General features: G+C 71.5%; 23 protein-coding genes and 1 pseudogene. 8 read left to right on the forward strand and 16 right to left on the reverse strand.

Going from position 1 to position 22,556, the window contains the following annotated elements:
• The first annotated feature begins 88 nt into the window (after positions 1-88).
• The 7 genes and pseudogenes from ACZ7GJ_RS00710 (at position 89) to ACZ7GJ_RS00740 (ending at position 6,752) form a co-directional block, all read left to right on the forward strand.
• Positions 89-1,093, forward strand: a complete 1,005-nt coding sequence (locus ACZ7GJ_RS00710; protein ID WP_470748716.1) for a carbohydrate ABC transporter permease — start codon at positions 89-91, stop codon at positions 1,091-1,093.
• 20 nt (positions 1,094-1,113) lie between these two features.
• Positions 1,114-1,977, forward strand: a complete 864-nt coding sequence (locus ACZ7GJ_RS00715) for a carbohydrate ABC transporter permease (protein ID WP_470748014.1) — start codon at positions 1,114-1,116, stop codon at positions 1,975-1,977.
• The gene (locus ACZ7GJ_RS00720; RefSeq protein WP_470748016.1) at positions 1,977-3,275 is read left to right on the forward strand and encodes an ABC transporter substrate-binding protein; all 1,299 of its coding nucleotides are present in this window, start codon (positions 1,977-1,979) and stop codon (positions 3,273-3,275) included. The genes ACZ7GJ_RS00715 and ACZ7GJ_RS00720 overlap by 1 nt, the downstream gene beginning before the upstream one ends.
• Before the next feature lie 14 nt (positions 3,276-3,289).
• Positions 3,290-4,560: pseudogene (gene mgt / locus ACZ7GJ_RS00725) on the forward strand (macrolide-inactivating glycosyltransferase).
• A complete protein-coding gene (locus tag ACZ7GJ_RS00730) occupies positions 4,557-5,111 on the forward strand; it encodes a DUF1697 domain-containing protein (protein WP_470748018.1) in 555 nt (184 codons plus the stop codon). The pseudogene mgt and the gene ACZ7GJ_RS00730 overlap by 4 nt, the downstream one beginning before the upstream one ends.
• 278 nt (positions 5,112-5,389) lie before the next feature.
• Positions 5,390-6,034 (forward strand): DUF4360 domain-containing protein, encoded by a 645-nt coding sequence (locus ACZ7GJ_RS00735; protein WP_470748020.1) that lies wholly within the window; start codon positions 5,390-5,392, stop codon positions 6,032-6,034.
• 58 nt (positions 6,035-6,092) lie between these two features.
• Positions 6,093-6,752, forward strand: a complete 660-nt coding sequence (locus ACZ7GJ_RS00740; protein ID WP_470748718.1) for a DUF4360 domain-containing protein — start codon at positions 6,093-6,095, stop codon at positions 6,750-6,752.
• On the opposite strand, the gene ACZ7GJ_RS00745 is transcribed toward ACZ7GJ_RS00740, so the two are convergent.
• Positions 6,745-7,602 carry an aldo/keto reductase gene (locus tag ACZ7GJ_RS00745; RefSeq protein ID WP_470748022.1) on the reverse strand — a complete coding sequence of 286 codons (858 nt, stop codon included), beginning with the start codon at positions 7,600-7,602 and terminating at the stop codon, positions 6,745-6,747. The genes ACZ7GJ_RS00740 and ACZ7GJ_RS00745 overlap by 8 nt on opposite strands.
• Before the next feature lie 44 nt (positions 7,603-7,646).
• On the opposite strand from ACZ7GJ_RS00745, the gene ACZ7GJ_RS00750 reads away from it, so the two are divergent.
• On the forward strand, positions 7,647-8,648 hold the full coding sequence (locus tag ACZ7GJ_RS00750; RefSeq protein ID WP_470748024.1) for a ketopantoate reductase family protein: 1,002 nt from the start codon (positions 7,647-7,649) through the stop codon (positions 8,646-8,648).
• A 19-nt stretch (positions 8,649-8,667) separates the two neighbouring features.
• On the opposite strand, the gene ACZ7GJ_RS00755 is transcribed toward ACZ7GJ_RS00750, so the two are convergent.
• The 15 genes from ACZ7GJ_RS00755 to ACZ7GJ_RS00825 form a co-directional block, all read right to left on the reverse strand.
• On the reverse strand, positions 8,668-8,964 hold the full coding sequence (locus ACZ7GJ_RS00755) for a WXG100 family type VII secretion target (protein WP_470748026.1): 297 nt from the start codon (positions 8,962-8,964) through the stop codon (positions 8,668-8,670).
• Between the two features lie 91 nt (positions 8,965-9,055).
• On the reverse strand, positions 9,056-9,811 hold the full coding sequence (locus ACZ7GJ_RS00760) for a sirohydrochlorin chelatase (RefSeq protein ID WP_470748027.1): 756 nt from the start codon (positions 9,809-9,811) through the stop codon (positions 9,056-9,058).
• A gap of 5 nt (positions 9,812-9,816) precedes the next feature.
• Positions 9,817-10,701: an ABC transporter permease gene (locus tag ACZ7GJ_RS00765; RefSeq protein WP_470748029.1), complete on the reverse strand. Its 885-nt coding sequence runs from the start codon at positions 10,699-10,701 to the stop codon at positions 9,817-9,819.
• Positions 10,688-11,482: an ABC transporter ATP-binding protein gene (locus tag ACZ7GJ_RS00770; RefSeq protein ID WP_470748031.1), complete on the reverse strand. Its 795-nt coding sequence runs from the start codon at positions 11,480-11,482 to the stop codon at positions 10,688-10,690. The genes ACZ7GJ_RS00765 and ACZ7GJ_RS00770 overlap by 14 nt, the downstream gene beginning before the upstream one ends.
• 35 nt (positions 11,483-11,517) lie before the next feature.
• Positions 11,518-12,636 (reverse strand): ABC transporter substrate-binding protein, encoded by a 1,119-nt coding sequence (locus ACZ7GJ_RS00775; RefSeq protein WP_470748032.1) that lies wholly within the window; start codon positions 12,634-12,636, stop codon positions 11,518-11,520.
• A 195-nt stretch (positions 12,637-12,831) separates the two neighbouring features.
• Positions 12,832-14,190 (reverse strand): sulfate adenylyltransferase subunit 1, encoded by a 1,359-nt coding sequence (locus ACZ7GJ_RS00780; protein ID WP_470748033.1) that lies wholly within the window; start codon positions 14,188-14,190, stop codon positions 12,832-12,834.
• A gap of 2 nt (positions 14,191-14,192) precedes the next feature.
• Entirely contained in the window at positions 14,193-15,131 is a 939-nt protein-coding gene (cysD, locus tag ACZ7GJ_RS00785; RefSeq protein WP_470748035.1) for a sulfate adenylyltransferase subunit CysD, read from the reverse strand.
• Positions 15,128-15,709: an adenylyl-sulfate kinase gene (gene cysC, locus ACZ7GJ_RS00790; protein WP_470748037.1), complete on the reverse strand. Its 582-nt coding sequence runs from the start codon at positions 15,707-15,709 to the stop codon at positions 15,128-15,130. The genes cysD and cysC overlap by 4 nt, the downstream gene beginning before the upstream one ends.
• Positions 15,709-16,440, reverse strand: coding sequence for a phosphoadenylyl-sulfate reductase (locus ACZ7GJ_RS00795; RefSeq protein WP_365926295.1), 732 nt, complete (start codon positions 16,438-16,440; stop codon positions 15,709-15,711). The genes cysC and ACZ7GJ_RS00795 overlap by 1 nt, the downstream gene beginning before the upstream one ends.
• Positions 16,437-16,616 (reverse strand): hypothetical protein, encoded by a 180-nt coding sequence (locus ACZ7GJ_RS00800; protein ID WP_470748039.1) that lies wholly within the window; start codon positions 16,614-16,616, stop codon positions 16,437-16,439. The genes ACZ7GJ_RS00795 and ACZ7GJ_RS00800 overlap by 4 nt, the downstream gene beginning before the upstream one ends.
• Positions 16,613-18,325, reverse strand: a complete 1,713-nt coding sequence (locus ACZ7GJ_RS00805; protein WP_470748041.1) for a nitrite/sulfite reductase — start codon at positions 18,323-18,325, stop codon at positions 16,613-16,615. Before ACZ7GJ_RS00805 ends, ACZ7GJ_RS00800 begins: the two co-directional genes overlap by 4 nt.
• 204 nt (positions 18,326-18,529) lie before the next feature.
• A complete protein-coding gene (locus ACZ7GJ_RS00810) occupies positions 18,530-18,613 on the reverse strand; it encodes a putative leader peptide (RefSeq protein WP_312847410.1) in 84 nt (27 codons plus the stop codon).
• Positions 18,614-18,722: 109 nt separating this feature from the next.
• Complete coding sequence (locus ACZ7GJ_RS00815; protein ID WP_470748043.1) at positions 18,723-19,286, reverse strand: GNAT family N-acetyltransferase; 564 nt, start codon at positions 19,284-19,286, stop codon at positions 18,723-18,725.
• 5 nt (positions 19,287-19,291) lie between these two features.
• Positions 19,292-20,554 (reverse strand): GAF domain-containing protein, encoded by a 1,263-nt coding sequence (locus ACZ7GJ_RS00820; RefSeq protein ID WP_470748721.1) that lies wholly within the window; start codon positions 20,552-20,554, stop codon positions 19,292-19,294.
• 338 nt (positions 20,555-20,892) lie between these two features.
• Positions 20,893-22,548 (reverse strand): acyl-CoA dehydrogenase family protein, encoded by a 1,656-nt coding sequence (locus tag ACZ7GJ_RS00825; protein ID WP_470748045.1) that lies wholly within the window; start codon positions 22,546-22,548, stop codon positions 20,893-20,895.
• Positions 22,549-22,556: the final 8 nt, after the last annotated feature.

Consider the following 22,556-nt stretch of genomic DNA (forward strand, 5'->3'; position numbering starts at 1 on the left):
GCCCCGCCCTTCGCCCGATCGTCGTGAATCCGCCAAGTCTCGCATCCTGGTGTGCGCTGTCTTGACGCGCCGTCAGGCCCTGCGCACGATGATCGGGGCGGATCCGGATGATCCACCCGGAAGGCGGTTAAATGTGGCCTCAGCCGTCACGGACCCGGCGCGCCGCCGGGCCGACCGCAAGACCGGAAGCGGCCGGGGCCGCCGGCCGCGCGGTGACGCCGCTCGCGCCGATCACGGGGTCTGGTTCCTCGTCCTGCCCGCGCTCATCCCGATCCTGATCCTCAGCGTCGGCCCGCTCCTCTACGGCATCGCCCTGGCCTTCACCGACTCCCAGTCCGGCCGCACCTCGCCCACCCAGTGGGTCGGGGGCCTCAACTTCCAGGACCTGCTGCACGACCGGCTCTTCTGGGAGTCCTTCCGGATCGGCCTGGTGTGGGCCATCGGCGTCACCGTGCCGCAGTTCCTCCTCGCGCTGGGCCTCGCGCTGCTGCTCAACCAGAACCTGCGCCTGCGCGGCCTGGCCCGGGCGCTGGCGATCATCCCCTGGGCGATGCCCGAGGTGGTCGTCGGCATCATGTGGCGGCTCGTCTACCACCCCGACGCGGGGGTCCTCAACGGGACGCTGTCCGGCCTCGGCCTCGGCGGGGACACCGACTGGCTGAGCGGTCTGGCCACCGCCCTGCCCGCCGTCATCGTCGTCGGCGTCTGGGCCGGCATGCCGCAGACCACGGTCGCCCTGCTCGCGGGCCTGCAGAACACCCCGCACGAACTCCACGAGGCCGCCGCCCTCGACGGCGCCGGGGCCTGGCGCCGCTTCCTGACCGTGACCTGGCCCGCGATCAGGCCGGTGGCGCTCTCCGTCACCGCCCTCAACTTCATCTGGAACTTCAACTCCTTCGCCCTGGTCTACGTGCTGACGGGCGGCGGGCCCGGCGGCCGCACCCGGCTGCCCATGCTCTTCGCGTACGAGGAGGCCTTCCGCTACGGCCAGTTCGGATACGCCGCCGCCATGGGCTGCGTCATGGTCGCGGTGATCTCGGTCCTGCTCGCCGTGTACCTCGCGGGCCGGCTGAAGGGAGGGGACGAGCAGTGAGCAGAGCGGTGAACAGAGGAGTGAACAGAGGAGTGAACAGGGCGGCGAGCACCCGCCGCGGGCGCTCCGCGCGCGCCGCCCAGTACCTGGCGCTCGCCGCCTACCTCGTCTTCCTCGCCTTCCCCTTCCTCTGGCTGCTCTCGACGGCCTTCAAGCCACCGCGCGAGCTGGGCAGCCTGCACCCCACCTGGGTCCCGAAGGATCCGAGCCTCGGCAATTTCCGCCAGGCCTTCGCAGAACAGCCGCTGCTGCAGGCCGCGCTGAACAGCCTGCTCGCCGCCGTGTGCGCGTCCTTGGTCGCCGTGCTGCTGGCCACCCCGACGGCCTTCGTGCTGGCCCGCCACCGGGGCCGGCTGGCCACCGCCGCCACCGGCTGGGTCGTGGTCAGCCAGGCCTTCCCCTTCGTGCTGGTGATCATTCCGCTGTTCCTGGTGCTCAAGAACCTGCACCTGATCAACTCGGTGCCGGGGCTGATCCTCGTCTACGTCGTCTGGTCGCTGCCGTTCGCGCTGTGGATGCTGACCGGGTACGTCCGGGCCGTGCCGCCGGAACTGGAGGAGGCGGCCGCGATGGACGGGGCCGGGCGGCTGCGCACGCTGGTCTCGGTCGTGGCGCCCCTGCTGGCGCCCGGGATCGTGGCCACCGCGCTCTTCTCGTTCATCACCGCGTGGAACGAGTTCTTCTTCGCCCTCGTCCTCCTCAAGACCCCCGACCGGCAGACCCTGCCGGTGGTCCTGACCCACTTCCTGGGCGCGGAGGGGGCCGCCGACCTCGGCCCGCTCGCCGCGGCCGCGTTCCTCGCGACCCTGCCGTCGCTGGTGATCTTCTCGATCATCCAGAAGCGGATCGCCGGCGGCATGCTGGCCGGGGCGGTGAAGAACTGATGGCCCGCTTCCGCAAGGCCCTCGCCGCATCCGTCGCCGGGCTGCTCCTGCTCGTGGCCGGCTGCTCCGGCGGTGGGTCCGCCCGTACCGGGGCCGACGGGAAGATCAGGATCCGGTTCCAGTCGCTGGCCTGGCAGAAGGAGTCCGTCGAAGCCAACAAGGCCCTGGTCGCCGAATGGAACGCCGCCCACCCCGACATCCAGGTCCAGTACGTCCAGGGCAGCTGGAGCAGCGTCCACGACCAACTGCTGACCTCCTTCGAGGGAGGCGAGGCCCCCGACGTCATCCACGACGCCTCCGACGACCTGGCCGACTTCGCGTACGGCGGCTACCTCGCCGACCTGCGGCCGCTGCTCTCCGAACGCCTCAAGTCCGACATCCCGGCCCGCAGCTGGGAGTCCACCACCGTGGCGGGCGGGGTCTACGGGGTGCCCTTCCTCCAGGAGCCCCGGGTCCTGATGGCCAACACCGCGCTGCTGCGCGACTCCGGCATCCGCATCCCGACCCCCGAAGCCCCCTGGAGCTGGGCGGAGTTCCGCACGGCCGCGAAACGGCTCACCGCAGAGGGGCGGTACGGGGTGGCCTGGCCGCTCAAGGACCCCGTCTCCGCCACCCTCAACCTGAGCCTGTCCGCGGGCGGCCGGCTCTTCGTACGCGGGCCCGACGGGAAGGTCGACATCCGCTGGGCCGAGGGCGACGCCGTGGTCCCGGAGACGATCCGGGCGCAGGTCGACACCGACCACAGCGCCTCGCGCGCCACCCTCGGGATGGGCGGCTCCGACACGCTGCCCGGCTTCTTCGGCGGCAAGTACGCGATGGTGCCGCTCGGCTTCTCCTACCGCCAGCAGATCGTCCGGCAGGCCCCGCCCGGTTTCGCGTGGCAGGTGCTGCCGCCCCCGGCAGGTGTGGACGGGACGGCCCAGGGAGTGAGCCCGCAGACCCTCTCGATCGCGCAGGACAGCCCGTACAAGAAGGAGGCCGCCGCCTTCATCGACTTCCTGCTGCGCCCCGCGAACATGGTCCGCCTCGCGCGCGGCGACTGGATGCTGCCCACCGGTACGCAGGCGCTGGCCGACCCCGCCCTGCGCACCCCGGAGCTGGGCTGGGCGACCGGCGCGGCCCTGGCCGACCGGCTGCACCCGGCGCCCGCGCAGTCGGTCCGCGGCTACCCGGAATGGAAGGACAAGGTGGCGACCCCGGCGCTCCAGGAGTTCTACAGCGGCGCCATCAACCTCGGAGAACTGGAGAAACGCCTGGTCAAGGACGGCAACCGGGTGCTGGCCCGGTATCAGCGGTAGGGGGCCAGGAAATAATGTTGCACGAGACGTATCGTCTCGTTACAGTCGCGGCATGACCACAGCCTCTGCCAAGCCCGCGCACATCGCCATGTTCTCCATCGCCGCCCACGGGCACGTGAACCCGAGCATCGAAGTGATCCGGGAACTCGTCGCCCGCGGCCACCGGGTCAGCTACGCCATCCCCGCCGCCTTCGCCGAGAAGATCGCGGAGACCGGGGCCGAGCCGGTGATCTGGAACTCCATCCTCCCCACGGACGACGACCCCGAGGCCTGGGGCAGCGAGCTCATCGACCACCTCGAACCCTTCCTGAAGGACGCCCGCCAGGCGCTCCCGCAGCTCGCGGCCGCCTTCCAGGGCGACGAACCCGACCTCGTCATCCACGACATCACCGCCTACCCGGCTCCCGTGCTCGCCCACCGCTGGGGGGTCCCCGCCGTCTCCCTGTCCCCGAACCTGGTGGCCTGGGAGGGGTACGAGGAGGAGGTGGCCGGACCGATGTTCGCCGAGCTGAAGGCTTCCGAGCGCGGGCAGGCGTACTACGCCGACTTCGCCGCCTGGCTCACCGCGAACGGCCTCGACGACCAGGTGGACCGCTTCCAGGGCCGCCCGCGCCGCAGCATCGTCCTGATCCCCGAGGTGCTCCAGCCGAACGCCGACCGGGTCGACCGGTCCGTGTACACCTTCGTCGGGTCCTGCCAGGGCGACCGCAGCGCGACGCAGGGCACCTGGCAGCGCCCGCCGGCCGCCGAGGGCAGGAAGCTGCTGCTCGTCTCGCTCGGCTCCGCCTTCACCAAGCAGCCCGCCTTCTACCGGGCCTGCATGGACGCCTTCGCGGACCTCCCCGACTGGTACGTCGTCCTGCAGATCGGCAAGTTCACGGACGAGGCCGATCTGGGCGCGATCCCCGCCAACGTCGAGGTCCACCGCTGGGTTCCCCAGTTGGACATCCTCGGCCAGGCGGACGCCTTCATCACGCACGCGGGCGCCGGCGGCAGCCAGGAGGGGCTGGCCACCGGGACCCCGATGGTCGCCGTCCCGCAGGCCGTCGACCAGTTCGGCAACGCCGAGATGCTGGTCTCGCTGGGCGTGGCCCGGCAGGTCCCCATGGAGGAGGCCGACGCCGCGACCCTGCGGGCGGCGGTCCTGGAACTGGTCGCCGAACCCGAGATCGCCGCCCGCTCCGAAGCCATCCGCGCACAGATGGCCGCCGAGGGCGGCACGCGCCGGGCCGCAGACCTCATCGAGGCCGAACTGTCATGGCCGCGCCCTAGTGTGCGGCCATGACGAACAAGAAGAAATACGCGGCACTGCTGCGCGGCATCAACGTCGGCGGGCACAAGAAGGTCCCCATGGCGGAACTGCGCTCCGTACTGGAGGCGCTCGGCCACGGCGACGTGCAGACGTACCTGCAGAGCGGCAACGCCGTCTTCAGCAGTACGAACGCCGACCCGACGGCGCTGGCCCGGGAGCTGGAAGCGGCCATCGAGGCGCACTTCGGCTTCCCGGTGCCGTGCCTGGTGGTGGACGGGGACCACCTGCGCGCCGTCGCCGACGCCTGCCCCTTCCCCGCCGCCGAACTGGAGGGCAGACAACTGCACGCCACGTTCTTCTCCGAACCGCCCGGCGCGGACCGCTTCGCCGCGCTCGCCGCGGCGGACTTCCTCCCGGAGGAGTTCCGCCTCGGCGACCGCGTCCTCTACCTCTACGCCCCCGACGGCCTCGGCCGCTCCAAACTGGGCGAGGCGCTGGCCAAACCGGCCTTGGTGAAGGGCCTCGACGTGACGACCCGCAACTGGAACACGGTCGTCAAGCTCGTCGAGCTGACGGGGGCCTGAGCGCCGCGCGCGGTGCCGCGCGAGGTTCCCCGCCCGGCCCGCGCCCCTGAGGCCAGCATTCCGGTCATCTTCCCGCCCCGAGGCCGGCCGGTGGCGGGCGTCCGGACCGCAGGCGGGCTGTTGAGGGGGCGGCCGCCCGGTCGCGGGCCTTGCGGGAACAGGCCAGGAAATGCGGCGGGGGGCCGTTGGCCGTATCACGTCCTTACCGGTCCCGCTCCGTTCGTGGTGGCATGTGCATGCCGAATTCGGTGCCCGTCCGCACGAATGGAGAAAACACTATGGCGCTCCGCAGACTGACCGTCGGCGCGGTGGTGGCGGCATTAGCGGCGTTGGCCGCACCCGCCCAGGCCGATGCCGCGTACCTGCCGCCCGGGAGAATTACGGTCGACGTGGTCGCAATCAACGGCTCGGGGTGTCCGCAGGGGACCGCGGACGTGGTCGCGGCCTCCGACAACACCGCCTTCACGGTCACCTACAGCAACTACCTGGCGCAGGCAGGAGCCGGCGCGGGCGGGGCCGAGTTCCGCAAGAACTGCCAGCTCGCCCTCCGGATCAACGTCCCCCAGGGGTACACCTACGCCATCGCCCGCGCCGACTACCGCGGCTTCGCGCACCTCCAGCGCGGGGCCTTCGGACAGGAACGCGCGAACTACTACTTCCAGGGCTCCGCCCAGACGGCCCGCACGACCCACCAGTTCAACGGCCCGTACACGGACAACTGGCAGGCGACCGACCGGACGGAGTACGAGGACCTGGCCTGGGCGCCGTGCGGTGAGCAGCGCAACCTCAACGTCAACACCGAACTGCGCGTCTACGCGGGCACGTCGAACCCGCAGGCTCTGAGCCTCATGAGCATGGACTCGACGGACGGCAGCGTCAGTACGGTCTACCACTTCGCCTGGAGGCAATGCACCGCCGTCTGACACCGAGCGAGCGCAGGAACCCGACTCATGGCCAGGAGTGACAACGATGTCCCCTTCCCTGCCCCGTACCCTGCTCACCGCCGCGGCCGCCGCCGCCCTGATCGGCACGGCGACGCCGGCCGGAGCCGCCGGCGGCCCCGGCCCGCTGATCACCGTGCCGCCGGACAAGATCGTGATCGAGCTCGCCACGGTGAACGGATCCGGCTGCCGCGAAGGCACCGCCCAGGTGGCCGTCGCCCCGGACAACACCGCCTTCACGGTCACCTACAGTGAATACCTCGCGCAGGTCGGCCCCGGCGCCCCGCCCACCGCGTTCCGCAAGAACTGCCAGCTCAATCTCCGCGTTCACGTACCCTCGGGCTTCACCTACGCCATCCTCCAGGCGGACTACCGCGGATTCGCATTCCTCCAGCGGGGGGCATGGGGTCAGGAACGGGCGAACTACTATTTCCAGGGAATGCCCCAGACCTCCCAGCGGACCCACCACTTCAACGGTCCGCTCAATGACAGCTGGCAAACGAGCGACAAGACGGAGTACGCCGATCTCGTCTGGGCGCCCTGCGGAGAAAAGCGCAACTTCAACATCAATACCGAACTGCGCGTGAATGCGGGCACCTCCGGCCCGGCGGCCACCAGCTTCATGGCCATGGACTCCACCGACGCCAGTGTCAGCACCCTCTACCACCTCGCCTGGCAGGTGTGCCCGCCTCCTAGGTAGTGCCCAGCGCGTCCAGCAGGGCCAGCTCGCGCGGCGTGAGGCGGACCGTGGCCGCGTCCAGGTTCTCCGCCAGATGGGCGGGGGAGCCGGTGCCCGGGGTCGGGCACAGGGCCGGGGAGCGGTGGAGCAGCCAGGCCAGGGCGATCTGGCCGGGACCGACCCCGTGTTCCGCCGCCACGGCCGTCACGGCCGCCGCGCGATCCCGGGTCAGGGCGCCGCTGCCCAGCGGGTAGTACGGGAGGAAGGCGATCCCCCGGGCCTCGCACAGCGCGAGCACCTCGTCCGACGAGCGGTCCAGCAGGTTGTACGGATTCTGCACCGCGGCCACGGGTACGAGCTCCAGCGCCGCCCGCAGCACGCCCGCGGTGACCGTGTCGAGGCCGATGTGCCGGATCTTGCCCTCCGCCCGCAACTCGGCCAGCGCCCCCAGCTGTTCGGCCATCGGGACGGACCCGTCGAAGCGGTGCAGCTGGTACAGGCCGATCCGGTCCACCCGCAGCCGGCGCAGGCTCGCCTCGCACATGGCGCGCAACTGCTCCGGCCGGCCCGCCACGTGCCACTGGTCGGGGCCGGTGCGCACCACCCCGCCCTTGGTGGCGACCACGAGCTGGTCCCCGTACGGGTACAGGAACTCGGCGATGAGTTCCTCGGCCAGGTCGGGGCCGTAGTTGTCGGCGGTGTCGATCAGGGTCACGCCCCGCTCGACCGCCGTGCGCAACACGGCCCCGGCCTCGGCGCGGCTGCCGCGCGGGCCCCAGTAGCCGGCGCCCACCAGGCCGCCCGTGCCGAGCCCGAGCCGCCGTACGGGGAGGTCGCCGCCGAGGAGGTACATCTCGTTGAGATCAGCCATGGCCCGAAGGTAACCCGCGGCCGCGGATGTGCCAGGCTCCGGGTATGCGTTACATCATCATCGGCGCCGGTGCGATCGGCGCGAGCATCGGCGGACGGCTCACGGAGACGGGCGCCGAGGTCGTCCTCGTCGCGCGCGGCGCACACGCGCAGGCCCTGCGCGCCGACGGGCTGCGCCTCACGACCGTGCACGGGACCTCCGTACACCGGCTGCCCGTGGTGGCCGATCCGGCCGAGCTGGGCGAACTGCGGCCCGACGACGTGCTGTTGCTCGCCGTGAAGACCCAGGACGCCGTCGCCGCGCTCGACGCGTGGGGCGACGCCGAGGTCGCGGGCGGCGGCACGGCCGCGCAGCGGCTGCCGGTGCTGTGCGCGCAGAACGGCGTGGAGAGCGAACGGCTCGCCCTACGGCGCTTCGCGCGCGTGTACGGGCTCTGCGTATGGCTGCCGGCGGACTTCCTGGAGCCGGGGGTGGTCTCCGCGAAGTGCGCCCCGCTGACGGGCATCCTGCACATCGGACTGGCCGCCGGCGGCGCCGACGCGCGGGCCCGGGCCATCTCGGCCGACCTGGAGAAGGCCGGGTTCGAGGCGCCGGTGGTCGAGGACGTGATGCGGTGGAAGTACGCGAAGCTGCTCGGCAACCTGAGCAACGCGATCCAGGCGACCACGGGCCCGGAGCCCGACCCGGCGAAGGCGGCGCTGCTGCTGCGGGCGATCCGGGAGGGCAAGGCCGCCTTCGACGCCGCCGGGATCGACTACGTCTCCGAGGCCGAGCAGGCGGCGGCCCGCGGCGGCAAGGTCGAGCCGCCGCCGGGCATCCGGGGCGGCTCCTCGTGGCAGTCCCTGTACCGGGGCACGGGCTCGATCGAGGCGGACTACCTGAACGGGGAGATCTGCCTGCTGGGCCGCCTGCACGGGGTGGCGACCCCGGTGAACGACGTCCTGCGCCACGCGGCGAACATCTTCGCCCGCGAGTCCCTGCCGCCGGGTGCGATGTCCATCGCCGACCTGACGGCCCTGGCCGACGAGGCCGAGGCCAGGGCGTAGGAGGGGGCGTCCCGCCGGGTCAGGCCAGGTCCCTCGCGAGCACGTCGAGCTCCTGCTCCGTGAACCCGTCGCGGCCGAGCCGGGTGGCCTGTTCGAGCAGCACCAGTACCTGGCGGATCCGGACGGCGTCCTCGGCCACGCCCTGGTGCAGCCGGGCATAGGCGGTGGCGGTGGGCCCGCCCCAGCCCGCACCGATCCCGGCGACGACGGCGTCCGTCCGCTCGGTCTGCTTCTCCAGGCGGCCCTGCATGACGTGGAGGGCATCGGCGAGCTTCGTCAGCTCGTCCGCCACCACGGAGAGATCAGCGTTCTGCATGCCCGCCCCCGGCTCCGACTCCCGTACGTGCGGGCCATTATGGCGCGCGTGCTCGATTCGCGGAGGGGGGTCGGCACATGCGGAATCGGGATCAGGCCACCAGGGCGGGGAGGCGGGCCGGCGCCGCGAGCGCCGCGTCGTAGCGGCGCAGCAGCAGCCGGGCCAGTTCCGGGGAGGGCCCCAGGACACCGGCCACCACATCGGCGCCCGCCTCGGCCGCGCCAGCCGCGATGCGGTCGGGAAGGCGGCCGGGCGCGATGACGTACGGGGCCACCGCCACGCGGCGGGCGCCCTCGGCGCGCAGGGCCCGTACGGCGTCCTCAGTACGGGGAAGGGCAGCGGAGGCGAACGCAGGCCGCACGGCGCACCAACCGGTGTGCCGCCACTCCCGCGCGATTTCAGCGATCACTGCGATCGCCTCCGGGTCTGTGGATCCGGCGGACGCGAGCACCACACCGGTGGTGGCGCGGTCCGCCGCTGTGATGCCCGCCTCGGCGAGGCGGCGCTCCAGGGCCGAGACCAGGAGCGGGGACGGGCCGAGTACGTCCGCCAGTGCGACGGACAGGCCCGGGAGGCGGGCGGCCGATTCGGCCAGCACCGCCGGGACGTCGGACTTCGCGTGGAAGGCCCGGGTCAGCAGGAGCGGGAGGGCGACGACCTCCCGTACGCCCGACAGGTGGAGCGAGGACAGGGCCTGCCCCACCGTCGGGGTGTTGAAGTCGAGGAAGGCCGTCTCGACCCGCAGCCCCGGCCGCAGCGCCCGGACCCGCCGGGTGAGGGCGTGCACGGTCGCGGCGTGCCGCGGGTCGCGGCTGCCGTGGGCTATGACCAGAAGTGCGCGGGACACGGGACTCAGCTCTTGACCAGGAGGCCGCGGCTGCGCAGGACCCACCGCTCGATCGGGCTGAAGATGAGGAGGTCGATGGCGATGCCGACGACGAGGATGAGGATGATGGCGAGGAACACGCCGGGGAGGTCGATGTTGTTGCGGCCGTTCTCCAGGAGTTGGCCGAGTCCCAGGCCGAGGTCGGGGGAGGAGGCGATGATCTCGGCGGCCATCAGGGAGCGCCAGGAGAAGGCCCAGCCCTGCTTCAGGCCCGCGAGGTAGCCGGGCAGTGCGGCGGGCATGACGATGTGTCGGGCGCCGCGCAGGCCGGTGGCGCCCAGGGTGCGTCCGGCGCGGAGGTAGAGCGGGGGGATCTGGTCGATGCCGGAGACCAGGCCGTTGGCGATGGAGGGGACGGCGCCGAGCAGGATGACGGTGAACATCATCGCGTCATTCAGGCCGAACCACAGGACGGCGGGCGGGACCCAGGCCACCGACGGCAGGGATTGCAGGCCCTGGAGGATGGGGCCGATCGCGGCGCGGATGAACTTGACGCGGGCGACGAGCAGGCCGAGGGGGGTGCCGATGGCCAGGGCGAGGAGGAAGCCGAGCAGGCCGCGGGAGACGCTGGTCCAGATGACGTCGAGGAGGGTGCCCTGGAGCCACATGGTGGTCAGGCTGTCCCACACCGCGGACAGCGGGGGCAGTTTGGTCTCCTCGGTGACCTTCGCGGCGACGAGGACCTGCCACACCAGCAGCACGAGGCCGACGGCCAGGACCGGGGGGAGGACCTTCTTGACGAGGACCTCGCGGATCGGGGTGCGGTGGGTCTGGACGGCGTCGAGGGCGTCGAGGCCGGCTTCGAGACCGGCCAGGTCCTCGGTCTTCGCCTTTGTGTCAGTGCTGGCCATGGCGGCGGATCTCCCCACGCAGGTGTTCAGTGATCTCAAGGGACAGCTCGGCGACGTCCGCGTCCTCGATGCGGCGCGGCTGGGGGATGTCCACGGTCCATTCCTTGGCGACCCGGCCGGGGCGTGAGGAGAGCAGGACCACGCGCTGGGCCAGGCGCACGGCCTCGCGCACGTTGTGGGTGACGAACAGGACGGAGAGGTTCGTCTCGTCCCAGATACGGGTGAGCTCACCGTGCAGCACATCGCGGGTGATGGCGTCCAGGGCCGCGAACGGCTCGTCCATCAGCAGGAGTTGGCTGTCCTGGGCCAGCGCCCGGGCCAGGGCCACGCGCTGGCGCATACCGCCCGACAGCTCGTGGACCCGCTTGCCGTAGGCGCCGCCGAGGCGGACCAGTTCCAGCAGGCGTTCGGCTTCCGCCTTGCGGTCCGTCTTGGTCACCCCGCGCAGGCGCAGGGCGAGTTCGATGTTCTTGCCCGCGGTCAGCCACGGGAACAGCGCGTGCTCCTGGAACATCAGCGCCGGACGCCCGCCGGGGGTCTGGATGGATCCCGCGGACGGCTTGTCCAGTCCCGCGACCAGGTTGAGCAGGGTGGACTTGCCGCAGCCGGAGGCCCCCAGGATGGTGACGAACTCTCCGGGAGCGACATCGAGGCTGATGTCGTCCAGGACGAGCTGCGATCCGGCCGGTCCCGTGAAGGACTTCGAGACGTGCTCGATCCGGGCGGCGTGCGCATGCTGCGCTACGGCGGTCTCGGCAGCCTTGGCGAGTGTCGTGGCCATGGTCGTCACCTCCTGGGATGTGCTGGACTGAGGGGTTAGTTGGCGCCGAGGCCGGCGTCGGAGACTGCGGGCTTGCCCGCGGCCTTGAGGACCTTGTTCAGGAGCGTCAGGTCGTAGATACCGGCCAGGTCGGGCTGCTCGATCAGCTTGGCCTTGACCGCCCACTCCGACTGGGTCTTGAGCGTTGCCGCCAGCGGGTCGTCGGTGAGCGCGATGCTCGGCCACGCCGGGTCGATGATCTTCGCGTCGAGCGGCTTGCCACCTTCGGCTGCGAGCTTGGCGTTCGCCGAGGCCTTGGCCTTGTCGGGGTTGGCGTTGATCCACTCGTTGGTCTTCACCGTGCCGCGCAGTACGGCCTCGACGACGTCGGGGTGCTCCTTGAGGAACTTCTGGGACACGATGACGTTCGTGATCACGAACTTCTTGTCGGGCCACAGCGCCGTCTCGTCGAGGAGGACGGAGCCGCCGTCGGAGACGAGCTTGGAGGCCGTGGGCTCGGGCACCCAGGCCCCGTCGATCGAGCCCTGCTTGAAGGCGTCCGGGGTCACCTTGTTGTCCGTCCGCACGACGGACACGTCACCCTTGCCGGACTCCGAGTCGACCGTCCAGCCCTTCTCCGAGATCCAGTTGAGGAACGCGACGTCCTGCGTGTTCCCCTTCTGCGGAGTGGCGATCTTCTTGCCCTTGAGATCGTCCAGGGTCTTGATCTTGTCCGGGTTCACGACCAGCTTCACGCCGCCGGAGGCCGAGCCGGAGATGATCCGCAGATTCTGACCCTTGGACTTCACGTAGCCGTTGATCGAGGGGGAGGGGCCGATGAAACCGATGTCGAGAGAGCCCCCGTTGAGGGCCTCGATCTCGGACGGACCGGCGTTGAAGGACTGCGGCTTGACCTTGGTGCCGCCCAGCTCCTTCTCGATCAGGCCCTCCTGGAGGCCGACGAGCGCGGTCGCGTGGGTCAGGTTCGGGAAGTACCCGATGCGCACCTCGGAAGCCGACAGCTTCTTGCCGTCGGTGGCGGGGGCGTTCGACTTCTTGTCGCCCTTGTCCTCCGCCTGGGAGCCGTAGCCGCAGGAGGCGAGCACGCCGATCAGGAGGGGCAGGGCGGCGACTGCGGCGAGACCGCGGCGCAGGGTGGTACGGGTGGCAGGCACGGGAGGACTTCCTCTCGGCGCGCCGTGGTCTACGGCGCGGGGCTTCGTCTGGGGGACGGGGGCAGGTACGGCTCGTCGGGGGCGGGGGCGGTCATCGCGCACATCGCGCCACCCCTCCCTGGCCGCTGCCCAGGTGGCCGCTGCCTACGCGGCCGCCCTCCTTGGCGAAGGTCGAGTAGATGTCGGCAAGCATGACTAGAAGTCCCAGCCTTCTTCGTCCGCCTGAACGGTGGTCTCGGCCTTGGAGGCGAAGGACTCGCCCGCCATGCCCGCCGCCAGGGTGGTTCCGTCAGCCGGGTCGATCAGCAGGAAGGACCCGGTACGGCGCGAGTCGGCGTACGCGTCGAGCGCCAGCGGCTCGGCGGTACGGACGACCACGCGGCCGATGTCGTTGGCCACGAGCTGACCCGGGTTCGGGTGCTGGGAGAGGTCGTCCAGGGTCAGCCGCGAGGGGATCTCCTTGACGATGGCCTTGACCGTGCGCGTCGTGTGCTTGATCAGCACCCGGGCGCCGACGGCCAGCGGCTGGTCCGCCACGTGGCAGACCGTCGCCTCGACGTCCTGCGTGGTGGCCGGGGCGCTCGCGGTGGGCGCGATCAGGTCGCCGCGCGAGATGTCGATGTCGTCCTTCAGACGCACCGTCACGGACTGCGGGGCCCATGCGATGTCCACGGCTGTGCTCGACCCGAGACCGGTGCCCAGTGCGTCGATGCCCTCGATGACCGAGGTGCGCCCCGACGGCAGGACGGTCACGGCCTCGCCGACGCGCAGCACGCCCGAGGCGATCTGGCCGGCGTAGCCGCGGTAGTCCGGGTGCTCGGCGGTCTGCGGCCGGATCACGTACTGCACCGGGAAACGCGCCGGGCAGGCCGTGAGGTCGTGGCTGACCGGGACGGTCTCCAGGTGCTCCAGCACCGTCGGGCCGCCGTACCAGTCCATGTTCGCGGACGGGTCCACCACGTTGTCGCCGGCCAGGGCCGAGATCGGGATGGCGGTGATCTCCGGGACGCCCAGGTCTGAGGCGTACGCGGTGAACTCCTCGGCGATGGCCGCGAAGACGGACTCCTGGTAGCCCACCAGGTCCATCTTGTTCACGGCCAGGACCACGTGCGGGACCCGCAGCAGCGCGGCGACGGCCGCGTGCCGGCGGGTCTGCTCGATGACGCCGTTGCGGGCGTCGACCAGCACCACGGCCAGGTCGGCGGTGGAGGCGCCGGTGACCATGTTGCGGGTGTACTGCACGTGCCCGGGGGTGTCGGCGAGGATGAAGCGGCGGCGCGCGGTGGCGAAGTAGCGGTAGGCGACGTCGATGGTGATGCCCTGCTCGCGCTCGGCCCGCAGGCCGTCGGTGAGCAGCGCGAGGTCGGGGGCGTCCTGGCCACGGGCCTGGGACACCGCCTCGACGGCCTCCATCTGGTCGGTCAGGACCGACTTGGAGTCGTGCAGCAGCCGCCCGACCAGGGTGGACTTGCCGTCGTCGACGGAACCGGCGGTCGCGAAGCGCAGCAGGGTGGTCGCCGAGAGATCGGCGAACTGCTCGGTGGTGCTGGTCATTTCTAGAAGTACCCTTCGCGCTTGCGGTCTTCCATCGCGGCCTCGGACATCTTGTCGTCGGCGCGGGTCGCGCCCCGCTCGGTGAGCCGGGAGACGGCGATCTCGGCGATCACGGCGTCCAGCGTGGCGGCGTCGGAGTCGACGGCGCCGGTGCAGGACATGTCGCCGACGGTGCGGTAGCGGATGAGACGCGTCTCGGTGGTCTCGTTCTCCTTCGGGCCGCCCCATTCGCCGGCGGTGAGCCACATGCCGTTGCGGGAGAACACCTCGCGCTCGTGGGCGAAGTAGATCTGGGGCAGTTCGATGCCCTCGCGGGCGATGTACTGCCAGACGTCCAGCTCGGTCCAGTTGGAGAGGGGGAAGACGCGGACGTGCTCGCCGGGGGCGTGGCGGCCGTTGTAGAGCTGCCACAGCTCGGGGCGCTGGCGGCGGGGGTCCCACTGGGAGAACTCGTCGCGCAGGGAGAAGACGCGTTCCTTGGCGCGGGCCTTCTCCTCGTCGCGGCGGCCGCCGCCGAAGACGGCGTCGAACTTCAGCTGCTGGATCGCCTCGGTGAGCGGGACGGTCTGGAGGGGGTTGCGGGTGCCGTCGGGGCGTTCGCGCAGCTTGCCGGCATCGATGTAGTCCTGGACGGACGCGACGTGCAGGCGCAGGCCGTGCTTGGCGACGGTGCGGTCGCGGTACTCCAGGACCTCGGGGAAGTTGTGCCCGGTGTCGACGTGCAGGAGCGTGAAGGGGACCGGTGCGGGCGCGAACGCCTTGAGCGCCAGGTGCAGCATGACGATGGAGTCCTTGCCGCCGGAGAACAGGATCACCGGCTTCTCGAACTCGCCCGCCACCTCGCGGAAGATGTGCACCGCCTCGGATTCGAGGGCGTCGAGGTGCGACAGCGCGTACGGCGCGTCGGTCTCGTCGTGCAGGTGGGCGACGGTGGTCGTCATGCCAGACCCCTCTCGGTGAGCAGCGCGTGGAGGGCCGAGGCCGACTCCTGCACGGACTGCGTGTGCGACTCGATACGGAGGTCCGGGGACTCCGGTGCCTCGTACGGGTCGTCGACCCCGGTCAGACCGGAGATCTCGCCCGCCGCCTGTTTGGCGTACAGGCCCTTCACGTCACGCTCCGAGCAGACCTCGACCGGGGTGGCCACGTGGACCTCCAGGTACGAGGTGGCCTCGGCGGCGTGCCGCTTGCGGACGGCCTCGCGGCTGTCCGCGAACGGCGCGATCACCGGCACGAGGGCCTTGACGCCGTTGCTCGCCAGCAGTTCGGCGACGAAGCCGATCCGCTGCACGTTGGTGTGCCGGTCCTCGCGGCTGAAACCGAGGCCGGCCGAGAGGAACTCGCGGATCTCGTCGCCGTCGAGGACCTCCACGCGGTGGCCCTCGGCGCGCAGCCGCTCGGCCAGCGCGTAGGCGATGGTGGTCTTGCCCGCGCTCGGCAGCCCGGTCAGCCACACGGTGGCGCCCTGGTCGCTCACGCTCATCTGCTGTGTCTCCGTAGATTCGTCGAGTTCGGTCATCAGCCGTGCAGTCCGCACTCGGTCTTGGCCCGACCGGCCCAGCGGCCGGCCCGTGCGTCCTCGCCCTCCGCGACGCGGCGGGTGCAGGGCGCGCATCCGACGGAGGCGTAACCGTCCATCAGCAGCGGGTTGGTGAGCACCCCGTGCTCCAGCACGTAGGCGTCCACGTCGTCCTGGGTCCAGCGGGCGATCGGGGAGATCTTGACCTTCTGCCGCTTCTCGTCCCAGCCGACCACCGGGGTGTTCGCCCGGGTCGGGGACTCGTCGCGGCGCAGCCCCGTCGCCCACGCCTCGTACGCGGTCAGGCCCTCTTCCAGGGGCTTGACCTTGCGCAGTGCGCAGCACAGGTCGGGGTCGCGGTCGTGCAGCTTGGGGCCGTACTCGGCGTCCTGCTCGGCCACCGTCCGGCGCGGGGTGAGCGTGATGACGTTGACGTCCATCACGGCCTCGACCGCGTCGCGGGTGCCGATGGTCTCCTCGAAGTGGTAGCCCGTGTCGAGGAAGACCACGTCCACGCCGGGGAAGGCGCGGGAGGCCAGGTGGGCGACGACCGCGTCCTCCATGGAGGAGGTCACGGCGAACTTCCGGCCGAAGGTCTCGGCGGCCCAGGTGAGGATCTCCAGGGGGGAGGCGTCCTCCAGGTCCCGGCCCGCCTGCTCGGCCAGTGCCTTGAGGTCGCGCGTCCCCCGGCTCCCGTGAACTTCTTCCCGGGTTTCCTGAGTCGTCGTCATATCTCGTCCCCTCCCGCGCTGTTGGACTGAACGCCCCGGGCCAGTAGTCCGAGGTACTTCAGCTGGAAGGCTCGGTTGCAGGCCCGGCATTCCCACGCGCCGTGACCCGTTTCGTTGGGAAACAGGTCCTCGTCGCCGCAGTACGGGCAGTAGAACGGTGCGGCGCGCTCGCTCACGAGAGGCTCTTCTCGTCCGCGCGGGCGACCCACGCCGCGAAGCGCTCGCCGTCCTCGCGCTGCTCCTCGTAGCTCTTGACGACCCGCTCGACGTAGTCGGGCAGACCGGCCGAGGTGACCTTGAGGCCGCGGACCTTGCGGCCGAAGCCGGCCTCCAGGCCGAGGGCGCCGCCCAGGTGGACCTGGTAGCCCTCCACCTGGTTGCCGTCGTCGTCCAGGACCAGCTGGCCCTTGAGACCGATGTCCGCCACCTGGATACGTGCGCAGGCGTTCGGGCAGCCGTTGATGTTGATGGTGAGCGGCTCGGCGAAGTCCGGCAGGCGGCGCTCCAGCTCGTCGATCAGCGAGGCGCCGCGCGCCTTCGTCTCGACGATGGCCAGCTTGCAGAACTCGATGCCGGTGCAGGCCATCGTGCCGCGGCGGAACGGGGACGGGTTGACCCGCAGGTCCAGCGCCTCCAGGGCCGCGACGACCGAGTCGACGCGGTCCGCCTCGATGTCGAGGACGACCATCTTCTGCTCGGCCGTGGTGCGCAGGCGGCCGGAGCCGTGCTGCTCCGCCACGTCCGCGATCTTGGTGAGGGTGGCGCCGTCGACGCGGCCCACGCGGGGCGCGAAGCCGACGTAGAAGCGGCCGTCCTGCTGCTGGTGGACGCCGACGTGGTCGCGCCACTGGCCGCTGGGCTGCTCGGGCGCGGGGCCGTCGGTCAGCTTGCGCCCCAGGTACTCGTCCTCCAGGACCTGGCGGAACTTGGCCGGGCCCCAGTCGGCGACGAGGAACTTCAGGCGGGCGCGGGTGCGCAGCCGGCGGTAGCCGTAGTCGCGGAAGATCGAGATGACGCCCTCGTACACGTCCGGGACCTCGTCGAGCGAGACCCAGGTGCCCAGGCGCACGCCGAGCTTGGGGTTGGTGGAGAGACCGCCGCCGACCCAGACGTCGAAGCCGGGGCCGTGCTCGGGGTGGTTCACGCCGACGAAGGCGATGTCGTTGATCTCGTGCGCCACGTCGAGCAGCGGCGAGCCGGAGATCGCGGACTTGAACTTGCGGGGCAGGTTCGAGAAGTCCTTGTTGCCCACGATGCGGCGGTAGATCTCATCGATGGCGGGCGTGCCGTCGATGATCTCGTCCTGGGCGATGCCGGCCACGGGCGAACCGAGGATGACGCGGGGCGTGTCACCGCAGGCCTCGGTGGTGGAGAGGCCGACGGCCTCCAGACGGCGCCAGATCTCCGGGACGTCCTCGATCCGGATCCAGTGGTACTGCACGTTCTGGCGGTCGGTGAGGTCGGCGGTGCCGCGCGCGAACTCCTCGGAGATCTCGCCTATGACGCGGAGCTGCTCGGTGGTCAGCCGGCCGCCGTCGATGCGCACGCGCAGCATGAAGTACTTGTCGTCCAGCTCCTCCGGCTCCAGGATCGCGGTCTTGCCGCCGTCGATCCCGGGCTTGCGCTGGGTGTAGAGGCCCCACCAGCGCATGCGGCCGCGCAGGTCGTTGGGGTCGATCGAGTCGAACCCGCGCTGGGAGTAGATCGTCTCAATGCGTGTCCGCACGTTGAGACCGTCGTCGTCCTTTTTGAACTGCTCGTTGCCGTTGAGGGGCGTGTGGTGTCCGACGGCCCACTGGCCCTCACCGCGGTGACGGCCGGTCTTGCGGCGCGCGGCGGCGGCTGCGGGCGCGGCTGCTGCGGTCGGTTCGGTGGTGGCGGCCATGGCGGTACGTCCTTCTTCGGCGGCTCAAGGCGGGGGCAGGGGAGGGCGGCGTGACCCCTGGGCGCGGAGCGGGTGTGGCTGATCGCCGCCGCTTTTTCCGGTTGTGCCGGTGCTCAGGGCGGTGATCGGCCTACAGGGGGCTTGCGAGTGGTGGCGCGTCCACGACGGCTGCGTGGAGGCGCTGTGCGGCGGTGGCTGGTTCCGTCAGCGCGCCGGACAGATGGCGCTGGACATGCGGCCGAGGTCGACGTGCCGCCGACTCACCAAGGCAATTCCAGCTCCGTTCATGGCGGAAGCGTGTCATGGGGCGATTGGAGGAGTCCACTACTGTCCATGATGCGGACGATGTCGTCTCGGATCATGGGATGGGGTGACGGGGGTCACCCCCTGGAGGGCCCTACGCGCCGGGCCAGGGGCCGGGGGTGGGGGTGTCCTCCTTGGGCTCCGTCTCGGTACGGAACAGCTTGAAGCCGCGGCGCAGGTAGTTGTCCATCGCCGTCGGGCCGTCCTGGCTGCACGTGTGGAGCCACACCCGCCGGGTCGGCTCCAGCTCGGGCCAGCGCTCTGCGAGGGACCAGGCCCGGGCGATGCCCACCGACAGCAGGTGCCCGCCGATCCGGCGCCCCCGGAAGTCCGGCAGTAGGCCGAAGTACATGATCTCCACCACACCGTCCGGCTGCGGGTCGAACTCCACGTACCCGGCCGGTGTGCCCCGGTCGTACGCCACCCACGTCTCCACGCCGGGCCGCCCCAGCTGCTCCACCCACTGCGCCCGGGTCAGGGACAGCCGGTCCGTCCAGTGGATGTCGCCGCCCACCGAGGCATAGAGGAAGCGGCTGAACTCGGGCGAGGGGACCTCCGCCCGGGCGACGGTGATCTCCGGGCCGGGAACGGCCGCCGGGACCAGGTCCTGCGGCGAGGTCATTTCCAGGGACCAGGTGGTGAGGGTGATGGTGCTCATGGAGCTCAGCGAATCATGCCCGGCCCCGTCCGGCCCAGGCGGGCCCTGATCACCGCGGGCGCCGTGGAGTGCGGCAGCAGGGCCGCGGGGTCCTCGGGGCGGATCAGCTCCACCTCCACGTCCTCCGCGAAGCGGTACGGCCGGTGCGTCAGCACCCCGGACAGGTGGCGGCGCACCCGCGACAGCTCCGCGCGCACCGTCACCGTGCGCGTCGGGTCGCCGAACAGCTCCGCGGAGAGCTCCGCCGCCGACCGCCCCCGCGGCGACTCCGCCAGCAGGAACAGCAGCTCGGCATGGCGCGGGCTCAGCTCCTGCGACCAGCTCCCGGCCGCCCCGTACACCGTCGCCGAGCAGGACCCGGCCCGGCTGAGGTCGAGCACCACCCGCGCGGCCGCCGCGTCCCGGCGCTCCTCCGTCACGCTCAGCAGCCATCCGCCCGGCAGGGGCTCCACCAGGCAGTCGCCGAGCTGCGGCACCCACACCCGGCCCGGCCCGAAGGACTTCGGCAGCGGGATCCGGTCCGCCGGAGCCAGCCCCGTCACGGCCGCGGTCCAGCCGTTCGGGTCCACCGCCAGGGCCCGCCCCGGGAACCGGGCCAGTAGCGGGGCCGCCACGCACCGCAGCCGCTCCAGCGACTCCAGGTGCCGCACCCGCAGCTCCCGCTCGGCGAGCCGGGCCACCGAGCTCACCCACGCCAGCGTCGCCGGGTGCATGGTCGCCAGCGGCCCGCTGACGTCGATCACGCCCAGCAGCTGCCCGTCCCTGGGGTCCCGTACGGGAGCCCCCGCGCAGGTCCAGTCGTGGTGGCTGGAGACGAAGTGCTCCGCCGAGAACACCTGGACCGGCCGCCGGGTCACCAGGGCGGTGCCCACCCCGTTCGTGCCGACCACCGCCTCGTCCCAGTCGGCGCCCACCGCGAAGCCGAGCCGGTCCGCCTTGCGCAGGATCGAGGAGTGCCCCTCCCGCCACAGCAGCCGGCCGTCCGCGTCGGCGACGACCATGATGTGCAGGGCATCGTCCAGCTCGGGCAGCAGCCCCTCGCGCAGCACCGGCAGGAGGTCGCGCAGCGGCGAGGTCTGCCGCCGCTCCTCGGTCTCGGCGGCGGACAGCAGCCGGGAGCGCGCGTCACGGTCCGGGTGCACCCCGCCTGCCAGCATGCGGCGCCAGGACTCGGCGATCTCCGGCCGCGGGGCCGCCGGAGGCCGGCAGCCCGCCAGCGCGGCCGCCCGTACTCCCTTGAGCAGACGCGCGGCCTCCCGCGCGTCCATGGCCGAGATGCGCGCCACATCGACCGCGTTGTGTGCGGTGTTGGCCACCGGAACCTCCCCGTGCGGAACAAGGACCTACAGCGGATGCCGCCCGGGCGGTCCGTTCGTGCCGCTTCCCTGGCACGAACGGCGGGTGGTTCCGACTCAAAGGTTGCAACGGTATGCAACTCTCGCCAAGTCCCGGTCGGTCGACCGAAACTGTCCGGACGTCGCTGAGCGGCGTGGCAGCTCCTCCTCGGGGCTTCTCGGATCAGGGGTGGTGCCGAGTCGGCGCGGCGCCACCTCTGCTCCAGGTCAACGGGTCCGGATCCCGGCTCGTGGCGGTTTGGGGACTTCCGCTAGCCCGTGATCCGAGCCCGTTCCACCACCGCCCCCAGATCGAGGCTGTGCGGCAGCGTGCCGAAGGCCGCGCCCCAGTCGCCGCCCAGCCGTGAGGCGCAGAACGCGTCCGCCACCTCGGGCGGGGCCCAGCGCACCAGCAGCGAGCCCTGCAGCACCAGCGCCATGCGCTCCACGACCCGGCGGGCCCGCGCCTCGATGCCGTCCAGATCGGCGAGCTCCGTCAGCAGGTTCTTGATGGCCGAATCCAGCCGGTGGTCGGCGCCCCGGGCCAGCCCGACCTCCTGGAGGAACGCGTTCAGCGCCTGCGGCTCCCGCTGGAGGGCGCGCAGTACGTCCAGGGCCTGGACGTTGCCCGAACCCTCCCAGATGGAGTTCAGCGGGGATTCGCGCAGCAGTCTGGGCAGGCCGGACTCCTCGACGTAGCCGTTGCCGCCCAGACACTCCAGGGCCTCCGCGACCATCGGCGTACAGCGCTTGGTCACCCAGTACTTCGCGGCGGGCACCGCGAGCCGCAGGAAGGCCTTCTCCTGCTCGGTCCCCGCGTCGTACGCGGCCGCCAGGCGCAGGGTCAGCGTGGTGGCGGCCTCCGACTCCAGGGCGAGGTCGGCCAGCACGTTGCGCATCAGCGGCTGGTCGATGAGCGGTGCTCCGAAAGCAGAGCGGTGCTCCGCATGGTGCACGGCCTGCGTCAGCGCCTGCCGCATCAGCGAGGCCGAACCGATCACACAGTCCAGCCGGGTCGCGGCGACCATCTCGATGATGGTCCGCACCCCCCGGCCCTCCTCGCCCACCCGCCGCGCCCACGTCCCGTCGAACTCCACCTCACTCGAAGCGTTCGACTTGTTGCCCAGCTTGTCCTTCAGCCGCTGGATCGCGAACACGTTCCGCGTCCCGTCCGGCAGCACCCGCGGCACCAGGAAGCACGTCAGGTTGTCCTTCCCGCCCCGAGCGACCTGCGCCAGCACCAGGAACCCGTCCGACATCGGCGCGGAGCAGAACCACTTGTGACCCGTCAGCAGGTACTCGCCCGGAGCGTCCAGCGGCACCGCCGCCGTCGTGTTCGCCCGTACGTCGCTGCCCCCCTGCTTCTCCGTCATCCCCATGCCGAACAGCACCCCGGCCTTCTGCCCGGCCGGCCGCAGGCCCTCCTCGTACACGTGCGAGGTCAGCCGCGGCTCCCATTCGGCGGCCAGCTCCGGATCGGTCCGCAGAGCGGGCACCGCCGCGTGCGTCATCGAGACCGGACAGCCGTGCCCCGCCTCCGCCTGCGACCACACGAAGAACCCGGCCGCGCGGCGCAGATGACCGGCCGGCCGCCCCCACGCGTCGGTGAGCCCCGCCGACACGGCGTGCCCCAGCAGCCGGTGCCAGGCCGGGTGGAACTCCACCTCGTCGATCCGGTTGCCGTAACGGTCGTGCGTGCGCAGCTTGGGCGGATTCTCGTTCGCCTGCGCACCCCAGAGCTGAGCCTGCGCGGAGCCCGCGGCCCGTCCGAGGTCGGTGAGCTCCTGCCTTACCCCGCCGAGGAGTTCGGGGTCCGCGCCCGCGAGATGCCGCTCCACGCCCTCGGTGAGGGCCCGGTCGCCTGCGTAGACGTCGTAGCCCACAAGGGGTGGGGCCTGGTTGGTGACTGTGTGGGTGGTGGCTGCCATGCCGATAC

This window comes from Streptomyces sp. NPDC037242 (assembly GCF_055604165.1).